This is a genomic window from Modicisalibacter ilicicola DSM 19980 (assembly GCF_900128925.1).
GTDB lineage: Bacteria > Pseudomonadota > Gammaproteobacteria > Pseudomonadales > Halomonadaceae > Modicisalibacter > Modicisalibacter ilicicola.
Genome location: NZ_FQUJ01000004.1, coordinates 93,725 through 110,691 on the forward strand (window position 1 = coordinate 93,725; position 16,967 = coordinate 110,691).

General features: G+C 66.1%; 16 protein-coding genes. 11 read left to right on the forward strand and 5 right to left on the reverse strand.

What is annotated here, in order from left to right:
- Positions 1 to 2: 2 nt before the first annotated feature.
- Complete coding sequence (gene uvrD / locus BUA41_RS05020) at positions 3 to 2,225, forward strand: DNA helicase II (RefSeq protein WP_072820365.1); 2,223 nt, start codon at positions 3 to 5, stop codon at positions 2,223 to 2,225.
- Positions 2,226 to 2,351: 126 nt separating this feature from the next.
- Positions 2,352 to 3,443, forward strand: coding sequence for a TRAP transporter substrate-binding protein (locus tag BUA41_RS05025; protein ID WP_072820367.1), 1,092 nt, complete (start codon positions 2,352 to 2,354; stop codon positions 3,441 to 3,443).
- A 2-nt stretch (positions 3,444 to 3,445) separates the two neighbouring features.
- On the opposite strand, the gene BUA41_RS05030 is transcribed toward BUA41_RS05025, so the two are convergent.
- Positions 3,446 to 3,850 carry an acyl-CoA thioesterase gene (locus tag BUA41_RS05030; protein WP_072820369.1) on the reverse strand — a complete coding sequence of 135 codons (405 nt, stop codon included), beginning with the start codon at positions 3,848 to 3,850 and terminating at the stop codon, positions 3,446 to 3,448.
- Between the two features lie 146 nt (positions 3,851 to 3,996).
- On the opposite strand from BUA41_RS05030, the gene BUA41_RS05035 reads away from it, so the two are divergent.
- The 6 genes from BUA41_RS05035 to cysZ all read left to right on the forward strand — a co-directional run bounded on the left by BUA41_RS05035 (position 3,997) and on the right by cysZ (position 11,107).
- Complete coding sequence (locus BUA41_RS05035) at positions 3,997 to 4,953, forward strand: PstS family phosphate ABC transporter substrate-binding protein (protein ID WP_072820371.1); 957 nt, start codon at positions 3,997 to 3,999, stop codon at positions 4,951 to 4,953.
- Positions 4,954 to 5,026: 73 nt separating this feature from the next.
- On the forward strand, positions 5,027 to 7,192 hold the full coding sequence (locus tag BUA41_RS05040) for an ABC transporter permease subunit (protein ID WP_084671169.1): 2,166 nt from the start codon (positions 5,027 to 5,029) through the stop codon (positions 7,190 to 7,192).
- Positions 7,192 to 8,748, forward strand: a complete 1,557-nt coding sequence (pstA, locus tag BUA41_RS05045; RefSeq protein WP_245791846.1) for a phosphate ABC transporter permease PstA — start codon at positions 7,192 to 7,194, stop codon at positions 8,746 to 8,748. The genes BUA41_RS05040 and pstA overlap by 1 nt, the downstream gene beginning before the upstream one ends.
- A 65-nt stretch (positions 8,749 to 8,813) precedes the next feature.
- Positions 8,814 to 9,587: a phosphate ABC transporter ATP-binding protein PstB gene (gene pstB / locus BUA41_RS05050; RefSeq protein ID WP_175546938.1), complete on the forward strand. Its 774-nt coding sequence runs from the start codon at positions 8,814 to 8,816 to the stop codon at positions 9,585 to 9,587.
- A 38-nt stretch (positions 9,588 to 9,625) separates the two neighbouring features.
- A complete protein-coding gene (gene phoU / locus BUA41_RS05055) occupies positions 9,626 to 10,357 on the forward strand; it encodes a phosphate signaling complex protein PhoU (RefSeq protein ID WP_072820375.1) in 732 nt (243 codons plus the stop codon).
- 24 nt (positions 10,358 to 10,381) lie between these two features.
- Complete coding sequence (gene cysZ, locus BUA41_RS05060; RefSeq protein ID WP_072820377.1) at positions 10,382 to 11,107, forward strand: sulfate transporter CysZ; 726 nt, start codon at positions 10,382 to 10,384, stop codon at positions 11,105 to 11,107.
- A 25-nt stretch (positions 11,108 to 11,132) separates the two neighbouring features.
- Here the strand turns inward: cysZ and phoR are convergent, their stop codons facing one another.
- The 4 genes from phoR to BUA41_RS05080 form a co-directional block, all read right to left on the reverse strand.
- The gene (phoR, locus tag BUA41_RS05065) at positions 11,133 to 12,485 is read right to left on the reverse strand and encodes a phosphate regulon sensor histidine kinase PhoR (RefSeq protein WP_072820379.1); all 1,353 of its coding nucleotides are present in this window, start codon (positions 12,483 to 12,485) and stop codon (positions 11,133 to 11,135) included.
- A gap of 9 nt (positions 12,486 to 12,494) precedes the next feature.
- Complete coding sequence (gene phoB, locus BUA41_RS05070; RefSeq protein ID WP_072820381.1) at positions 12,495 to 13,184, reverse strand: phosphate regulon transcriptional regulator PhoB; 690 nt, start codon at positions 13,182 to 13,184, stop codon at positions 12,495 to 12,497.
- A 228-nt stretch (positions 13,185 to 13,412) separates the two neighbouring features.
- Positions 13,413 to 14,294 (reverse strand): 4-hydroxybenzoate octaprenyltransferase, encoded by an 882-nt coding sequence (gene ubiA / locus BUA41_RS05075; protein ID WP_072820383.1) that lies wholly within the window; start codon positions 14,292 to 14,294, stop codon positions 13,413 to 13,415.
- Between the two features lie 31 nt (positions 14,295 to 14,325).
- The gene (locus BUA41_RS05080) at positions 14,326 to 14,871 is read right to left on the reverse strand and encodes a chorismate--pyruvate lyase family protein (protein WP_371829237.1); all 546 of its coding nucleotides are present in this window, start codon (positions 14,869 to 14,871) and stop codon (positions 14,326 to 14,328) included.
- Between the two features lie 70 nt (positions 14,872 to 14,941).
- On the opposite strand from BUA41_RS05080, the gene BUA41_RS05085 reads away from it, so the two are divergent.
- From BUA41_RS05085 to BUA41_RS05095, 3 genes are all read left to right on the forward strand, one after another.
- Positions 14,942 to 16,102 (forward strand): FAD-dependent oxidoreductase, encoded by a 1,161-nt coding sequence (locus tag BUA41_RS05085; protein WP_072820387.1) that lies wholly within the window; start codon positions 14,942 to 14,944, stop codon positions 16,100 to 16,102.
- A gap of 124 nt (positions 16,103 to 16,226) precedes the next feature.
- Entirely contained in the window at positions 16,227 to 16,502 is a 276-nt protein-coding gene (locus BUA41_RS05090) for an HU family DNA-binding protein (RefSeq protein ID WP_072820389.1), read from the forward strand.
- A gap of 104 nt (positions 16,503 to 16,606) precedes the next feature.
- Positions 16,607 to 16,966, forward strand: coding sequence for a hypothetical protein (locus BUA41_RS05095; RefSeq protein WP_072820391.1), 360 nt, complete (start codon positions 16,607 to 16,609; stop codon positions 16,964 to 16,966).
- Position 16,967: the final 1 nt, after the last annotated feature.

The window sequence follows — 16,967 nt, forward strand, 5'->3', positions numbered from 1 at the left end:
CCATGGACGACGTTTCGCCGGGCGACGTTTCGCCGCTTCTCGATGATCTCAATCCGGCCCAGCGCGAGGCCGTCAGCGCCCCCCAGGGCAACATGCTGGTGCTGGCCGGCGCCGGCTCGGGCAAGACCCGGGTACTGGTGCACCGCATCGCCTGGTTGATGCAGGTCGAGCGTCTCTCTCCCTACGCCATCCTCGCGGTAACCTTCACCAACAAGGCGGCCCGGGAGATGCGTACCCGCCTAGAGGCGCTGCTGGGACTGTCGCTGCGCAACATCTGGGTCGGCACCTTTCACTCCATCGCCCATCGCCTGCTGCGCACCCACTGGCAGGATGCGCGCCTGCCCCAGCATTTCCAGATCATCGACTCGGACGACCAGTTGCGACTGGTCAAGCGCCTGTTGAAGGATCACGGTATCGACGACGAGCGCTATCCGCCGCGCCAGGTGCAGTACTTCATCTCCGGCTGCAAGGAGGAGGGGCTGCGCCCCCATCAGGTGCAGACCCATGGCGATGCCTACCTGGGGCAGATGGTCGAGCTCTACGAGCGTTATCAATTGACCTGCGAGCGCGGTGGACTGGTGGACTTCGGTGAGTTGCTGCTGAGAAGCCTTGAGCTCTTGCGCGACAACCCGCGCCTGCTTGCCCATTACCGTGAGCGTTTCGCCCATCTGCTGGTCGATGAGTTCCAGGACACCAACACCCTGCAATACGCCTGGCTCAAGCTGCTTGCCGGCGAGCAGGCCGGGGTGACCGTGGTCGGCGACGACGATCAGTCTATCTATGGCTGGCGTGGCGCCCGGGTCGAGAACATCCGCCGCTTCGAGCAGGAATTCAAGAACACCCACACCGTACGGCTGGAACAGAACTATCGCTCCACCAGCGCCATTCTCGATGCCGCCAATGCGCTGATCAGCCACAATGCCGGACGCATGGGCAAGGAACTCTGGACCGCCGGCGTCAAGGGCGAGCCGATCTCGGTCTATGCCGGCTTCAACGATCTCGACGAGGCGCGCTTCATCGTCGATACCATCAGGGAGAAGGTCGACGAGGGCTTTCATCGCCGCGAGATCGCCATCCTCTATCGCTCCAATGCCCAGTCCCGGGTGCTCGAGGAGACGCTGATTCGCCAGGGAATGCCCTATCGCATCTACGGCGGCCAGCGCTTCTACGAACGCCTGGAGATCAAGAACGCCCTGGCCTATCTGCGCCTGCTGCTCAACCGGGATGACGATGCCTCCCTGGAACGGGTGATCAACGTGCCCGCGCGAGGCATCGGTACCCGCACCGTGGAGATCCTGCGCGAGCGGGCCCGCAGCCAGGGGGTGTCGCTGTGGCAGGCATTGCACGACAGCGTCGGCGACGGCACCTGCAAGGGCCGCGCCGGCAATGCCCTGTCGGCCTTCGCCAATCTGATCGAGCGGCTCGATAACGATACCGCGGGCCTGAGGCTTCACGAGATCATCACCCACGTGAACGAGATCTCGGGGCTCATCGATCACCACCGCAACGAGAAGGGCGAGAAGGGCCAGGCCCGGGTCGAGAACCTGGAGGAACTGGTCAACGCCGCTCGGGCGTTCACCCAGGGCGAAACGCCGTTGATGCAGGAGGCCGGGGAGGGTGCCGCGGCCCTGGAGCCGTTTCTGGCCGAGGCGGCGCTCAATGCCGGCGATCACGAGGCGGATGAATTCGAGGATTGCGTGCAATTGATGACCCTGCACTCCGCCAAGGGCCTCGAGTTCCCCGTGGTATTCATCGCCGGTGTCGAGGAAGGACTGTTCCCGCACAAGATGTCCATGGAAGAGCCCGGCCGTCTCGAGGAGGAGCGGCGTCTATGCTATGTCGGCGTGACCCGGGCGATGCACAAGCTTTACCTGACCTACGCCGAGTTGCGCCGCCTGCACGGCAAGGAGACCTTCCAGCGAGCGTCGCGCTTCTTGCGCGAGCTGCCGGAAGAATTGCTCGAAGAGGTGCGCCTGCGCGGTCAGATATCGCGGCCCGTCACCGCCGCCCGCTCCTCCCGTGGCCTGGCGCAACAGGAGTCGGTGACTGCCGGCGACGGCCTGCCCACACTCTCCCTGGGCCAGCGGGTCAGCCATCCCCTGTTCGGCGAAGGGGTGATTCTCAACGCCGAGGGCCAGGGCGAGCGCGCCCGGGTGCAGGTCAGCTTCGAGGGCGAGGGCGACAAGTGGCTGGTGCTGGGGTTTGCCAAGCTGACACCGCTGTAACCCCCAGGAACGCCAGGCTCCCGCGTTGCCTTGCCGCTCAATTCGGCTATCGCGCATACTGTTGGCGTCCATGCATCCTCGACCGTCTTCAGGGACAGAAGAATAGCCAACAGGAGTCACGCCATCATGCAACGCCGCAAGTTTCTCGCTGCCCTCGGTGCCGGTGCCGTCGCGGCACCCTTTATCTCGACGGCTCGGGCCGAAGAGCAGGAAACCATTCGCTGGAAGATGGTCACCTCCTGGCCCAAGAACTTCCCGGCCCTCGGCACCGGCGCGAGTGATTTCGCCGAGCGCATCAGCGAACTCTCGGGGGGGCGCATGCAGGTCGACGTGTACGGTGCCGGCGAGCTGGTGCCGGCGCTGGAGGTGTTCGATGCGGTTTCCAGCGGCACGGCGCAGATGGGCCACTCCGCCTCCTACTACTGGCGGGGCAAGGTGCCGGCGGCACAGTTCTTCACCGCGGTACCCTTCGGCATGACCGTCACCGAGACCAACGCCTGGCTCTATCAGGGCGAAGGCATGAAACTCTGGGACGCCCTCTACGAGAAGCACAATCTCAAGCCGTTCGCGGTGGGCAACACCGGTACCCAGATGGCCGGCTGGTTCAAGAAGGAGATCAATTCCCTGGAGGACATGAAGGGGCTGAAGATCCGTCTGCCGGGGCTGGCCGGTGAGGTCATGAACCGCATCGGCGCCGCGGCGGTGAACATGCCCGGTTCGGAGATATTCACGTCGATGCAGACCGGCGTGCTGGATGCCGCCGATTGGGTCGGCCCCTACAACGATCTGGCCTTCGGCCTGCATCAGGTCGCCGATTACTACTACACGTCGGCCTGGAACGAGCCCAGTGCGGCGCTCGAGGGCACCGTCAACCTGGATGCCTGGAAGGAACTGCCCGACGATCTCAAGGTGGTGGTCGAGGAAGCCGCACGTTCCGCCAACCTGGCCATGATCAATGAGTTCACCTACCGCAATGCGGAGTCATTGAAGGCGCTGGTCGACAAGCACGGCGTCAAGCTGCGCTCCCTGCCCGACGATGTCATCAAGGCACTCGGCAAGGCCTCGGAAGAGGTGTTGCAGGAGCAGGTCGACAAGGACGAGGATTCGAAGAAGGTCTACGACTCCTACAGGTCGTTCCAGCAACTCGTCTCGTCCTATACCGATGTCGGTGAGTTTGCCTATCTGCAGAACCGTCAACTGGTGGCCGGTGCCTCGTAGCGTCACTCGTCGGGCACGGCGCGGATCCGGCCGTTGTCATCCAGGGCGACCATCACGAAGCGGGCCTCGGTGACCTTGTAGAGTTCATCGGGGTTGCGCTCCTGGGGCGGGCGTATCCAGACCTCGACATCGATCTTGACCGAACTGCGCCCGATGTCCTGGGCCTCGGTGAAGATGTGCACGACGGAGCCCACCCGCACCGGGCACAGGAAATCCATGGCCTCGATGGCGACCGTCGCGGTGCGACCGTGAGCCAGGCGCCCGGCACACAATTCGGCGGCCTGGTCCATGTGATTGACCAGCCAGCCACCGGCGATATCGCCATAGAAGTTGGTGTCGTGGCGCGAGGTGAGCAGCTTGAGGGTCAAGTCGCCCCGTGGTGCGGGAGCATCGTCGAGATCGGTCATAATCGTCTGGCATCCGTCGGGTTGTTGTTGTGCGATGGTGAGCGGGTATCTTAAACGCCCCCGCGGGAGATCGGCCATAGATGGCAATTCTTGAACCTTTCGCGATGCCAGCGAGGCGATGCGCGAGACTTGTCGAAATATCGAACGTGGCCACCCACCGGCTGGCCCCGGTGCTGGCTTCACTGCTGGCCTGGGCGCTGCTGGTGACCCTCCCTGCGGCGCGAGCCGAAGCGCCACGGGTGGTCGGCGCTCTCGAGGTGGTGGGTTCCGACACCCTGGCCCCCCTGATGATGGCCTGGGGCGAGCAGCTCGAGCGGCGTTACCCGGGGCTGCGCCTGCAGCTTCAGGCGACGGGGTCGGCGACGGTACCGCCGGCCCTGGTCGAGGGTACCTCCCGCGTCGGCGCCATGTCCCGACGCATGACCGCGGATGAGCGAGCGGCCTTCGTGAATCGCTACGCTTATCCGCCGCTGGCGGTGCCCGTGGCTCTCGACAGCCTGACCGTATTCGTGCACCGCAACAACCCCCTCGAAGCGATCAGCCTGGCAGAACTCGATGCCGTCTTCTCCGAGACGCGACGCTGCGCCGGTGGCGGCCCCATCCGCGCGTGGGGCGAGCTGGGCCTGAAGGGGCGCTGGCAGGAAAGGCGCATTGCCCTGCACGGGCGGAATTCCGCCTCGGGTACCTACGGCGTGTTCAAGGGGGAGGTGTTGTGCCACGGCGATTTTCGCCCCGCCACCAACGAGTATCCGGGGTCTTCCGCGGTGGTCGCGGCGGTCGCCGACAACGTCACGGGCATCGGTTACGTCGGCATGGGCTATCTCAACGCGATGGTGAAACCGCTGGCCCTCGTCGACAATGCGGGGCGACGTGTGCCGCCTACGCCTCGATCGGTCGTTCGTGGCACCTATCCGCTGACCCGAACGCTCTACCTCTACGTCAATCTGCCCCCGGAGGAGCGCCTGCCCGCCCTGGAGCAGGTCTTCTTCGACTGGGTGCTGTCGGCAAGCGGCCAGGCAAGTGTCGCCGAGGCGGGATTCGTGCCGCTGGCCGAGGCGACTTTACGCCAGGCGCGGCGTAAGCTGAGACTCGACGACCTTTAGCCTGGCGGTCATCTCGCTGTCATGCAATCGTCGTTACGGATCCCCTTTACCCCGAGAGCCAAGTCCGCCTTTCATGACTGACCCTTCGCCTGCCACTCCCCGCCTCCGCGGCCGTCTGCGCCAGACTCGAGATCGCCTGGCGACCCTGGCGATCAGCGCCGGCGGTATCGGGGTGGTGATGACGGTGCTGGCGATCGGCGTGTTCCTGGCCATCGAGGTGCTGCCGCTCTTCGTGCCGTCTCAGGTGACGACCGAAACCCATGCGGCGCCGGCAGAGTCGATTCGCGAGCGTGCCGTGTGGATGCATCTCGACGATCGGCGACGCATGACGCTGCTCGGCCAGAACGGTCGACTGTGGCAGGTTCCGCCCGATGGCGATCCGGTCATGACCGGATCGGCCGAGTGGATGGCACGGCTCCAGGGCCAGCGCATCGTCACTGTCGCCGAGTCGGTGGAGGCCGGCTTGCTCGTGCTGGGCCTCGCGGGGGGCGATGCCCTGCTCGTTCCAAGGCTGCCGGGGCAGCCGCCCGCCTGGCCCGAGGCAAGGCGCTATACGCTGTTTGCCGATGCCTCGGCAGACGAGCTCGCGCTGGGCAAGAGCGGTGACCGCTGGTGGCTCGCCGGTCGCGACCCGACGGGGCGCGTCGCCGTGCTGCGTGGTGAGACCGGCGGGGCCTCGCAACGCCTTCTCCTGCCCGATAGGGCGACGCATCTGGCCTTTGGCAACGATGGCCGTCTGGTATTGGCCGAAGGTCGGCGACTGATGGTCTGGTCGCTGAAGGACGGGCCACCACGGCGCCTGGGAGAGAGGCGAGTACTCGAAACGCCTCGGCGAATCACCGCGCTGAGCTATCTGGCGGGTGGTGAGACCCTGCTGGTCGGTGACAGTGGCGGTGGTCTGCGTCGCTGGCTCAATGCCCGGGGAGACGCCGCGCCGCTGGTCGCGGCCCAGCCCTATGCCACACCGGGCCAGGCCGCCATCACGCGACTTCTGCCGTTGCCCGACGAGCGTCTTGCACTGGCCCTGGACGGGGCAGGAAGCATGGCGCTCTACCAGGCCGTGGCCGGATTGCGCTGGACCGGGGCGGCGCCGCCCGACTCGCCGCGAGCCCTGACCTTCGGCCCGCCGGGACACACGCTGTGGTGGCTCGGCGCGCGTGGCCTGCAAGCACTGACCGTCGATGCCGAGCATGCCGAGGTGAGCTGGGCGACGCTCTGGACACCGACCCTCTACGAAGGCCACGAGGTGCCCCGCCAGCGCTGGCAGGCAAGCGCCCCGGGCATCGAGGACGAGGCACGGTTCGGGCTTGCCCCCCTGGCCTGGGGCACGCTCAAGGCGGCGGCCTGGGCGCTGCTGTTCGCCGTGCCGATCGCCCTGGGAGCAGCCATCTACAGTGCCGTCTACATGTCGGCACGCCTGCGTACCCGGATCAAGCCCACCATCGAGCTGATGGAGGCGTTGCCCGGGGTGGTGATCGGCTTCGTGGCCGGGCTGGTATTGGCGCCCTTCGTCGAGCGCCACCTCGCCGGGGCCTTGGCCGTGATCGTCTTGCTGCCGTTCTGCCTATGGCTTGCCGGGGTGCTGTGGGCACGCCTGCCGCGTGACCTGCGCCGGTATCTACCCTTTCACTGGGCGGGTCTCTGGCTGATCCCCTGGCTGGCGCTCTGGGTGTGGCTGGCCCTGGCGTCGTCTCCTTTCATCGAAAGCCTGTTCTTCGCCGGCGACCTGGGTCTCTGGCTGCAGCGGCATTACGGCCTCGACTATGCCCAGCGCAACACGCTGATCGTCGGCCTGGCCATGGGCTTCGCGGTCATTCCCACGATCTATGCCCTGGCCGAGGATGCCCTGGCGGGGGTGCCGAAGAGTCTCGACGCGGGAGCCCAGGCCCTGGGGGCGACCCGCTGGCAGGCCCTCTGGCGGGTCGTCCTGCCCGCCGCCAGTCCGGGGCTCTTCTCGGCGGTCATGATCGGCGCCGGGCGCGCCGTGGGCGAGACCATGATCGTGCTGATGGCCACGGGCAACACCGCCCTGATGGCCTGGAGCCCCTTCGAGGGACTGCGCTCGACGGCGGCGACCATCGCCATCGAGCTGCCCGAAGCGGCGGCCGGCACGACCCACTACCGCCTGCTGTTCCTGAGTGCCCTGCTGCTGTTCGTCTTCACCTTCTGCGTCAATACCCTGGCGGAACTGGTGCGACAGCGTCTCAGGCGAAACTATCGCCGGCTGGGGGCCTCCTGATGGGCTCGATGCGCCGCGACGAGGGTGGCTGGCCGTGGCTGACGGCGGGCAGCGTGGCGCTGTCGCTGCTGATGGTGCTGGCGCTACTGGCGTTGTTGGCAACCCGTGGGCTGGCGCACTTCTGGCCAGCCGAGGTGGAACGGGTCACGCTGATCGACGGCGACCAGCTGGCCGGTCAGCGTGTTCGTACCCTGGCGCCGCCGGGCGGGGAGGCGTCGGCGCCGGAGGTGCTCTATCGCACCGGCAACCGCGATCTCGATGGTCAGGCCTGGCGCTGGGTGTCGGCCGCGGAGATCGCCTCGCGCAGCACCCCGCAGGAACTGCTGATGCTGCAGCGCCAGCGCTGGGGAGAGTTCTTCGGGCGGCTGGTGGCGCTGCGCGAAGCGGGCGATACCCTGGGAATCAGGGACGAGGCACTGTGGCAGGAACTCCAGACGCGCCTGGCCCGTGTCGACGACCTCCGTCAGCGTCGCGATCGGGTGCAGAGCGAGGAGATCGAACCCCTGCTGCGTCGGCTGGCGAACGAGAGTTCGGTCGGCCCCGACACCCGAGAGGCGTTGATCGCCCGACTGGGGGAAGCCCGCCGGCGACTGGAGGGCATTCGCGCTGCGCTGGAGCGCGACACGCTGATAGTGGAGAGTGTCGACGGGCGGCGCCTGGAACAGCCACTGGGAGAGGTGCTGGCCGCCTGGCGGCCCAATGCGCTGTCGCCGGTGGCCAAGCTCGAACATTGGGGGCATCGGGTGTGGGCCTTTCTCAGCGAGGGGCCGCGGGCGGCGAATGCCGGCGGCGGCGTGTGGCCGGCGATCTTCGGCACCGTGCTGATGGTGCTGCTGATGTCCCTGCTGGTCACCCCCTTCGGGGTGCTGGCGGCGGTCTATCTCAACGAGGTTGCCCGCCAGGGCCCCTTGACCCGCCTGGTACGCATCGCCGTGCGCAACCTGGCGGGCGTGCCCTCGATCGTCTATGGCGTGTTCGGCCTGGGGGTCTTCGTCTACGGCATCGGTGGCAGCCTCGATCAGTGGTTCTTCAGCGAGCGGTTGCCGTCGCCCACTTTCGGCACCGGCGGCTTGCTGTGGGCATCCTTGACCCTGGCGCTGCTGACGCTGCCGGTGGTGATCGTCGCCACCGAGGAGGGCCTGGCCCGCATCCCGGACCATCAGCGCGAGGCTGCCCTGGCGCTGGGGGCGACCCGCTACGAGATGCTGCGTCGCGTGGTGCTGCCCATGGCGACACCGGCGATGCTGACCGGGGTGATCCTGGCCGTGGCCCGGGCGGCGGGCGAGGTGGCGCCATTGATGCTGGTCGGTGTCGCCAAGCTGGCCACCCAGGTGCCGGTGGACGGCGAGTTCCCCTTCGTGCATCTTGAAAGCAAGTTCATGCACCTGGGTTACCATCTTTACAATATCGGGTTTCAGAGCAGCGACATGGAACGCGCGCTGCCCCTGGTCTATGCCACGGCGCTCTTGCTGGTGGTGGTGATCGTGGTGCTTAATCTAACTGCAATCTTTCTGCGTCATCATCTGCGGGTGCGCCACCGCGCCCTGGTTCCCTAGGAGATTTCCCGACGTTGCCTGCTACGTTGTCTCATGTTCCGGCATCGGCCGCTCCCGCCCCGACGGTGGCCGAGTTCACCGAGGCGGAGAGCTGTTTCGACATTCGGGACTTGTCGCTTGCCTATGACGGCAAGCCGGCACTCGAGGCGTTGACGCTGCGTATCCCGCGCCAACGGGTCACGGCATTCATCGGCCCTTCGGGCTGCGGCAAGTCGACCCTGCTGCGTGCACTGAACCGCCTGCACGATCTCAACGACGAGGTTCGCCGCGAAGGGAGCATCCTCCTGGAAGGACAGGACATTCACGGGCCCGGCGTCGAGGTGGCGGAACTGCGCCGCCGGGTGGGGATGGTCTTCCAGACCCCCAACCCCTTTCCGATGTCGATCTACGACAACGTCGCCTTCGGGGTGCGGCTGCAGGGCGTCAAGCGCAAGCGGCAGCTGGATGAGATCGTCGAGTGGGCGCTCGATTCGGCGGCCCTGTGGGGGGAGGTCAAGGATCGGCTGCACAGTTCGGCCTGGTCGCTGTCGGGCGGCCAGCAGCAGCGCCTGGTCATCGCCCGGACCCTGGCGGTACGCCCGGAGGTGTTGCTGCTCGACGAACCGGCTTCGGCACTGGACCCGATCTCGACCTTGAAGATCGAGGAGCTGATTCGGACCCTGAAGTCGCGGCTGACCCTGATACTGGTCACCCACAACATGCAGCAAGCGGCGCGGGTGTCCGATGTCACCGCCTTTCTACAGGCCGGTGAGCTGATCGAGTACGCGGCCACCGACACCCTGTTCACCAACCCGCGCCTGAGGCGTACCGAAGACTACATCACCGGCCGCATGCACTGAGGCTTTTTCGAAACCCCCTTGCGACCCAGGAGGACGACATGGAAATTACCAGCGAGACTCATAGCCAGCACATCTCCAAGCAGTTCAACCACGAACTCGAGGAACTCAAGACCCACCTGATGGCGATGGGCGGGCAGGTCGAAAAGCAGGTCCAGGACGCCATTCATGCCCTGCTCGAGGGCGACACCCGGCTGGCCGAGGAGGTCTGCGACAACGACCAGGCCGTCAACGACATGCAGATCAAGATCGACGAGGAGTGTACCCGCGTGCTGGCCCGGCGTCAGCCGGCGGCCTCGGATCTGCGGCTGGTGCTGGCGGTGATCCGCGCCACCTCGGATCTCGAGCGGATCGGCGACGAAGCCAGCAAGATCGCGCGCAATGCCCTAGCGCTGGCCGAGGCAGGCCGTGGCACCCCGAAGGGGGTCATCGAGGTTCGTCACATCAGCGAGCACGTGCGCAAGATGGTCCGCGATGCCCTGACCGCCTTCGCCCGTTTCGATACCCAGCTGGCGCTGAGCGTCGCCCGGGAAGACGAGCTGGTCGACAACGAATACACCACCGCCATGCGCTCGCTGATGACCTTCATGATGGAGGATCCGCGTTCGATCAGCTCGATCCTGAGCGTGATGTGGATCCTGCGTGCCCTGGAGCGCATCGGCGACCATGCCGACAACCTGGCCGAATACGTCGTCTACCTGGTCAAGGGCCTGGACATTCGTCACATCGATGCCGACAAGCTTGACGAGGCGGCGCTCAAGGGTAAGGGTTAGGCCTTTTCCACGGAAATAGCCTCTATGCTCGATGCCTTTGGCGCCCTGACCCAGGGCACACGGCTGGTACTGTCGAAGGGCCTGCGCCGTTATGTCTTCCTGCCGATACTGGTCAACCTGGTGCTCTACACGGGCACCATCGTCTACCTGCTCGACAACTTCGGCGGCTGGCTCGATTACTGGATGCTCAAGGTGCCCGGCTGGCTCGAATGGCTGGAGTGGCTGATCTGGCCCCTGCTGGTGCTCAGCCTCGTCGTCGTGGTGTTCTTCACCTTCACCCTGGTGTCGAACCTGATCGCCGCGCCGTTCTATGGGTTTCTCGCCGAGAAGGTGGAACTCCGGGTCACCGGTACTCCCCCCCTGGACGAACGCAGCTTCCTGCGCGGCGCCCTCGACGCCCTGGGCCGGGAACTGGTCAAGCTGAAATACATCCTGCCGCGCATGGCGCTGCTGTTCCTCCTGGGGTTCGTGCCCGGGCTCAATCTGATCATGCCCTTCCTGTGGGCGGCCTTCTCGGCCTGGATGATGGCCATCACCTATCTCGACTACCCGATGGACAACAACCGGGTCAGCTTCGACGACATGAAGCGGCGCCTGCGGTCGCGCTGGTGGCCGACACTGACCTTCGGTGGCTGGGTGCTGCTGGCGACCTGGATACCCCTGGCCAACCTCATCCTGCTGCCTGGGGCGGTGGCGGCCTCGGTACTGATGTGGCGGCAGCACTACAAGGCATTGCCGGCACGCCTCTGATCGACACCGGCGTGGACCGCTCGCCTCACCGTCGCCGCAGGCTGGCGGCGGTGATGGGCGTGACGTTCGTCTCCCGGGGGGGCTCGGCAGCAGCCTGTACCAGCCGCGAGGCCGGGAACGCGCAGCGGAACAGGGCGCCCTGGCCGGGGCTCGATTCGATCTCGAGCCGGGCGTCATGGCGAAGCAGCACGTGCTTGACGATGGCCAGGCCGAGCCCGGTGCCCCCGGTCGCGGCGCTGCGCCCCTTGTCGACCCGGTAGAAGCGCTCGGTGAGTCGCGGGATGTGTACCGGGTCGATGCCCTCCCCATCGTCGACCACTTCCAGGGCAGCGCCACCCTGCCAGGGGCGCCAGCCCAGCGTGATGGTGCTCCCCGGTGCGGTGTAACGCACCGCATTGAAGACCAGATTGGAGACGGCGCTGCGGATCTCCTGCTCGATGCCCGAGAGCCGCCGTTCTTCCTCGATCTCGAGACGCAGGACGTGGCTGCCCCCCGAGAGCGTCTCGGCATCCCGGCGAATGCTCTCCAGCAGCGGCTCGATCGTCACGGGCTCCGCCTGTTCGGCCTGGTGATCGGTTTCCAGCCGCGACAGCAGCAGCAGGTCGGTGACCAGGTTCTGCATGCGCGTGGTCTGCTCCTGCATCCGGGTGATGCCACGCTGCCAGCGCGGTGGCAACTGCCCGGCGTGCTCGCCGTAGGTCTCCAGATAGCCCGCCAGCACCGTCAGCGGTGTCCTGAGCTCGTGGGACACGTTGGCGACGAAGTCCCGGCGCATCTGTTCCAGGCGGTGCAGGCGGGTGATATCCCGAGCCATCAGCAGCCGTTCGTTGTCGCCGTAGAGGGTGATCTGGAACTGCAGGATGAGGTCGTCGCGAATCGGCGAGGGTAGCGTCAGGGGTTCTCGATAGTCCCGGGCATTGAAGTAGTCGATGAAGCGGGGGCTGCGCAACAGGTTGGTGATGTGCTGGCCACGGTCATGGGCGGCCTGCAGGCCCAGCATCTGCTCGGCGGCACTGTTCCACCACTCCAGGTCGCCACGCCGATCGAGCATCACCACGCTGTCGCGCATGGCTTCCGAGGAGTCCTGCACCCGGCGGATGATGTCGCGCAGGCGCTGCTGGGTGTTGCGCTGGCTCTTCTGGTAGCGATAGAGCCGATCGAACAGGTCGCCCCATACGCCGCTGGCGGTGGGCGGCTCCTGATGGGGGTGCCGGGTCAGCCACACGTACAGCCGGCGCAGTTGGCGCAGATGAAGGAAGACGAACAGGCTCAGCCCCAGGGCCAGGCCCCAGCCCGCTTCGCCCGCTACCCAGCCCAACAGCCCGGCACCGCCGACCAGCCAGGTCAGGCGCCAGAGTTCGTTGGTCCAGTAGTGCATGGGGCGTGATCAGACCCTGGCCGAGAAGCGGTAGCCGGTGCCGCGCACGGTCTGGATCAGATGCTGGTGGGGTTCGCCAAGCGCCTTGCGCAGGCGGCGGATATGCACATCCACGGTACGCTCCTCCACATAGACGTTGCCTCCCCATACCTGGTCGAGCAGCTGGCCGCGGGTATAGGCACGCTCCTGATGGGTCATGAAGAACTGTAGCAGGCGATATTCGGTAGGGCCTATCTCCAGCGCCTGGCCGTTCGAGGATACCCGATGACTGGCGGGGTCGAGCAACAGTCCCTCGACCTCCACCGCCTCCTCGATGCCGCGTGGCGTGGTGCGCCGCAGTACGGCCTTGAGCCGCGCGACCAGTTCCCGGGGCGAGAAGGGCTTGGTGATGTAGTCGTCGGCCCCGGCTTCCAGACCCTGGATCTTGTTGTCCTCCTCGCCCTTGGCGGTGAGCAGGATGATCGGCAGTTCGGCGGTGCTCTCCTCGCGCTTGAGCCGGCGGGCGAGCTCGATGCCGCTGGTGCCCGGCATCATCCAGTCGAGCAGCAGCAGATCGGGCTTCTCGTCGACGACCATGGCATGGGCGCTCTGGGCGTTGTCCGCCTCGAGCACGCGATAATCGGCCATCTCCAGCGCCACGGCGATCATCTCGCGGATGGCGGCTTCGTCATCGACGATGAGAACGGTCTTGGAAGTCATACCCTGGCCTCGTTGGAAGACGAACATGCACGGGTGGCACATTCGCAATGACAGGACGATGACGATTACACCGTGCAGTCATGACAATCTTGTTACAAAAAGAGCTGTTTGAAAAATAGCCGAGCGATGGTCAGACAAGGCAAAAATCGGGGAAAGAGCGGAGTTTGCGCGTTGCAAATGAGTATCTTGGGCCGATTTTAACGCAGTATGGACGAGCACAGGCACTTTTCAGTTGGGCCAGAGGTCCAGCACCAGCCCCGCGCAGACCACCAGTCCCGCCCAGTGATTGTTGAGAAAGGCCTGGAAGCAGCGCTCCCGGGAGCGATGGCGAATCAGCCCGTGCTGATAGATGAAGATCAGCGCCATCGCCGCGAGCCCCAGCCAGAAGAAGCCCCCCAATCCGAGGCGGGTGCCGACAACGGCCAGCAGCGTCAGGGTGATCAGCTGCAACAGGCCGATCATCAGCCGGTCGTGATGGCCGAACAGCACCGCGGTGGACTTGATGCCCACCTTCAGGTCGTCGTCGCGGTCGACCATGGCGTACTCGGTGTCGTAGGCCACCGTCCAGGCCAGGTTGGCGAGGAACAAAAGCCAGGCTTCCGGGGGTACCGCCCCCAGCACCGCGCCGAAGGCCATGGGGATCGCCCAGGAGAAGGCGGCGCCCAGGAACAGTTGCGGTAGATGGGTATAGCGTTTCATGAACGGGTAGATGAACGCCAGCACCACGCCGCCGAAGGAAAGCATCACGGTGAAGCGATTGGTGAAGCACACCAGCACGAAGGCCGCGATCACCAGGGCCGCGAACAGCCCCTTGGCCTCGTTTTCGCTGATGCGTCCGGTGGCCAGGGGGCGCGCCTTGGTGCGCTTGACGTGGCCGTCCCAGTGGCGATCGGCGTAGTCGTTGATCACGCAGCCGGCGGCACGCATCAGGTAGACCCCGGCGACGAAGATCAGCAGCGTGTCCCGCGGCGGGGTACCGTCGGCGGCGATCCACAGGGCCCACAGGGTCGGCCACATCAACAGCCAGGTGCCGATCGGCCGATCCAGTCGGGTCAGGTGCAGGAAGTCGGGCAGGCGTGCAAGGCCGCGAGGGCGAATGGCAGGGTCCATTGAGGCCTCCGAAACAGGGTCGCGACGTAGTCTAGCGCCTCGGCAGCCCCAGATCATCCGCCATGCGATCGAGAAAGAACTCCTGCACCAGCACCCGGAAGCGGCCATGGCGCAACAGCGAACGCCGGCCCCAGGGCCCGGGGTCGGCATGAAAGGGTGCCGGTCGGTGAGTCACCTCGATCGGGCCCCGCTCCAGGCCCGGCTGGCGGAACAGCCAGCTGCCCAGGGAGCGTTCTCCGAGCTGGCTCAGGCGCTGTCCGTGCAGGGAACCCAGTGGCGCCACCGAACGGGCCACGACCCAGGGGCGTCCACCGGCCTGCAGGGCCACCTCGCGCCGCCAGACCCACTGGCGGAAGGGGATATTCAACGCCAGGGCCTCGTCGCGGCGCGGTCGGTCCAGGCGTTGCACGAGCAGACGCACATTGAAGCCGTTCCCGCTCGCGTCGATCAGGCGTTGCGTCAGCGAGTCGGTGGAGGCGACCCACCGCCACCAGGATGCGCTCATGGCCGGCCGCCAGGCCGCCGCAGGCCGCCAGGAGATGATCATGCCTGGACAGGGGAGACGATCGACGCTCACGCGGACTCCGGGTCAAAAAAGGGGGCGGTAGTGTACCATGCGGATTTCACGAATCACTTGGCAGGAACCCATGAGCGCACCCTTGACCATTCTAGGCACCGGCATGGCCGGACTGGGGCTCGCGCGCCAGTTGCGCGCCCGGGGTTCGACGCGCCCGATCACCCTGATCACCGCCGACAGTGGCGACGACTACTCCAAGCCGCTGCTCTCCACCGGCTTTGCCAAGGGAGTCTCCCCGCAGGGGCTGGTCAGTCGCACGGCCCTGGAGGTCGCCGACGCTTTGCAGGCCGTGGTGCGTACCCATACCCGGGTCGATGCCATCGATACCCGGGCCGCCGAGCTCGTGCTGGGTGCCGAGCGCCTGGCCTACGGTGAACTGGTGATCGCCACCGGCGCCGCGCCTCGGCCACCGTTCGACATCCCCGACTCCCTTGCCGGTCGTGCCTTCACCATCAACGATCTCGACGACTACCGCGCCTTTCACGCGGCGCTCACGGCGCTGGAGCGCCCGGGGCGGGTGGCCATCATCGGCGCCGGGCTGGTGGGCTGCGAATATGCCAATGACCTGCGGGCCGGAGGCCATGAGGTAACGATGATCGCCCCGGAGCACACCCCGCTGGCGCGGTTGCTTCCCGAGCCGCTGGGGCGGGCGCTGGGCGAGGCGTTCGCGGCCATCGGCATCGAACTCGAGCTGGGTCGAGGTCTCGAGGCCCTGCAGGGCGAGGGGGCCAACGTGGCACTGTCTCTCGACGATGGCCAATCCCTGGAGGCCGATCTGATCCTGATCGCCACCGGGCTGGTGCCCCGACACGAACTGGCGCGCCAGGCCGGGCTCGAGGCGGGCAGCGAGGGCATCCATACCGACCGCTTCCTGCGCACCTCGATGCCCGGCATCCATGCCCTGGGCGACGTCGCCTGCGTCGATGGCATCAACGCCATGTACGTCCAGCCCCTTCAGGCGAGCGCCAAGGCCTTGGCGGCGACCCTCGACGGCTCGCCGACGGCAGTCAGCTATGGCCCCTGGCCGGTACTGGTCAAGACGCCGGCCTGCCCGGTGGTGGCGTTGCCTCCTCGGCGATCCCCCGCGCGCTGGCGGGTCGAGGGAGAGGGCGCCGATCTTGCGGCGCTGGCCGAAGACGCCGAGGGACAGTTGATGGGCTTTGCGTTGACAGGCCGCTGCGTGCGGAGGAAAGTCGAACTGGCGCGAGCCGCGCCAGCATTGCTAGTCTAGGTGGCGCCGCAACCTTTCGTTGGCGTTCGTCATGCCACCGGGACGGATGTTCATCATTATCGGCAGAACAAGAATTCGGTGGTGAATGCACCACCGTGCCACAGCTCAAACTCAGGAGGGCTATATGCGCAAGCCAGAACTCGCCGCGGCAATTGCCGAGCGTGCCGATCTTTCCAAGGACAAGGCCAGTCAGGTGCTGAACGTGATTCTCGACGAGATCACCGGTTCCGTGGCCAAGGGGCAGGATGTATCGTTGATCGGCTTCGGGTCGTTCACCGTCCGCGAACGGGCCGCCCGAACCGGCAAGAACCCCCAGACCGGCGAGTCGCTGAAGATTCCCGCCAGCAAGACCGTCGCCTTCAAGGCCGGCAAATCCCTCAAGGATGCCGTTTCCAAATAGGCAGGAAGCTCCTCGTATGAGCGCGACGCTTCTGGGTGAGCGCTCCTAGCGTGCCGGCTGTCCTGCAGCCGGTAATTTCCATTCGACTTCCCCTCGGTAACCTCATGAAGCTGCGACTGGTGTTATGGCTGCTCGGACTGATGTTGAAGCGCGCCCGGCGTGGCAATCGGCGCTTTCGCGAGACGCTCGATGAGCTGCGGCATCTGGATTGGGGCATCGCCACCGAGGACCTGAGCATTGCTCGCCACTATCGCATGACTCCCGACGCCATCGAGAGTGCCCCCGGACTACCGGTGGATCTCGATTTGGAGCTACGCTTTCGCGACGCCGATGCCGCACTGTCCATCCTCCGGAAACCTACCCAGCGTGCCTTCCTCGACGGCATGATGGATGGTCGCGTGCGTCTGGTCGGCGATTCCAGGGACCTGACAAAATTGCAGAAGCTGCTGCGCCATCTGCGTTAGT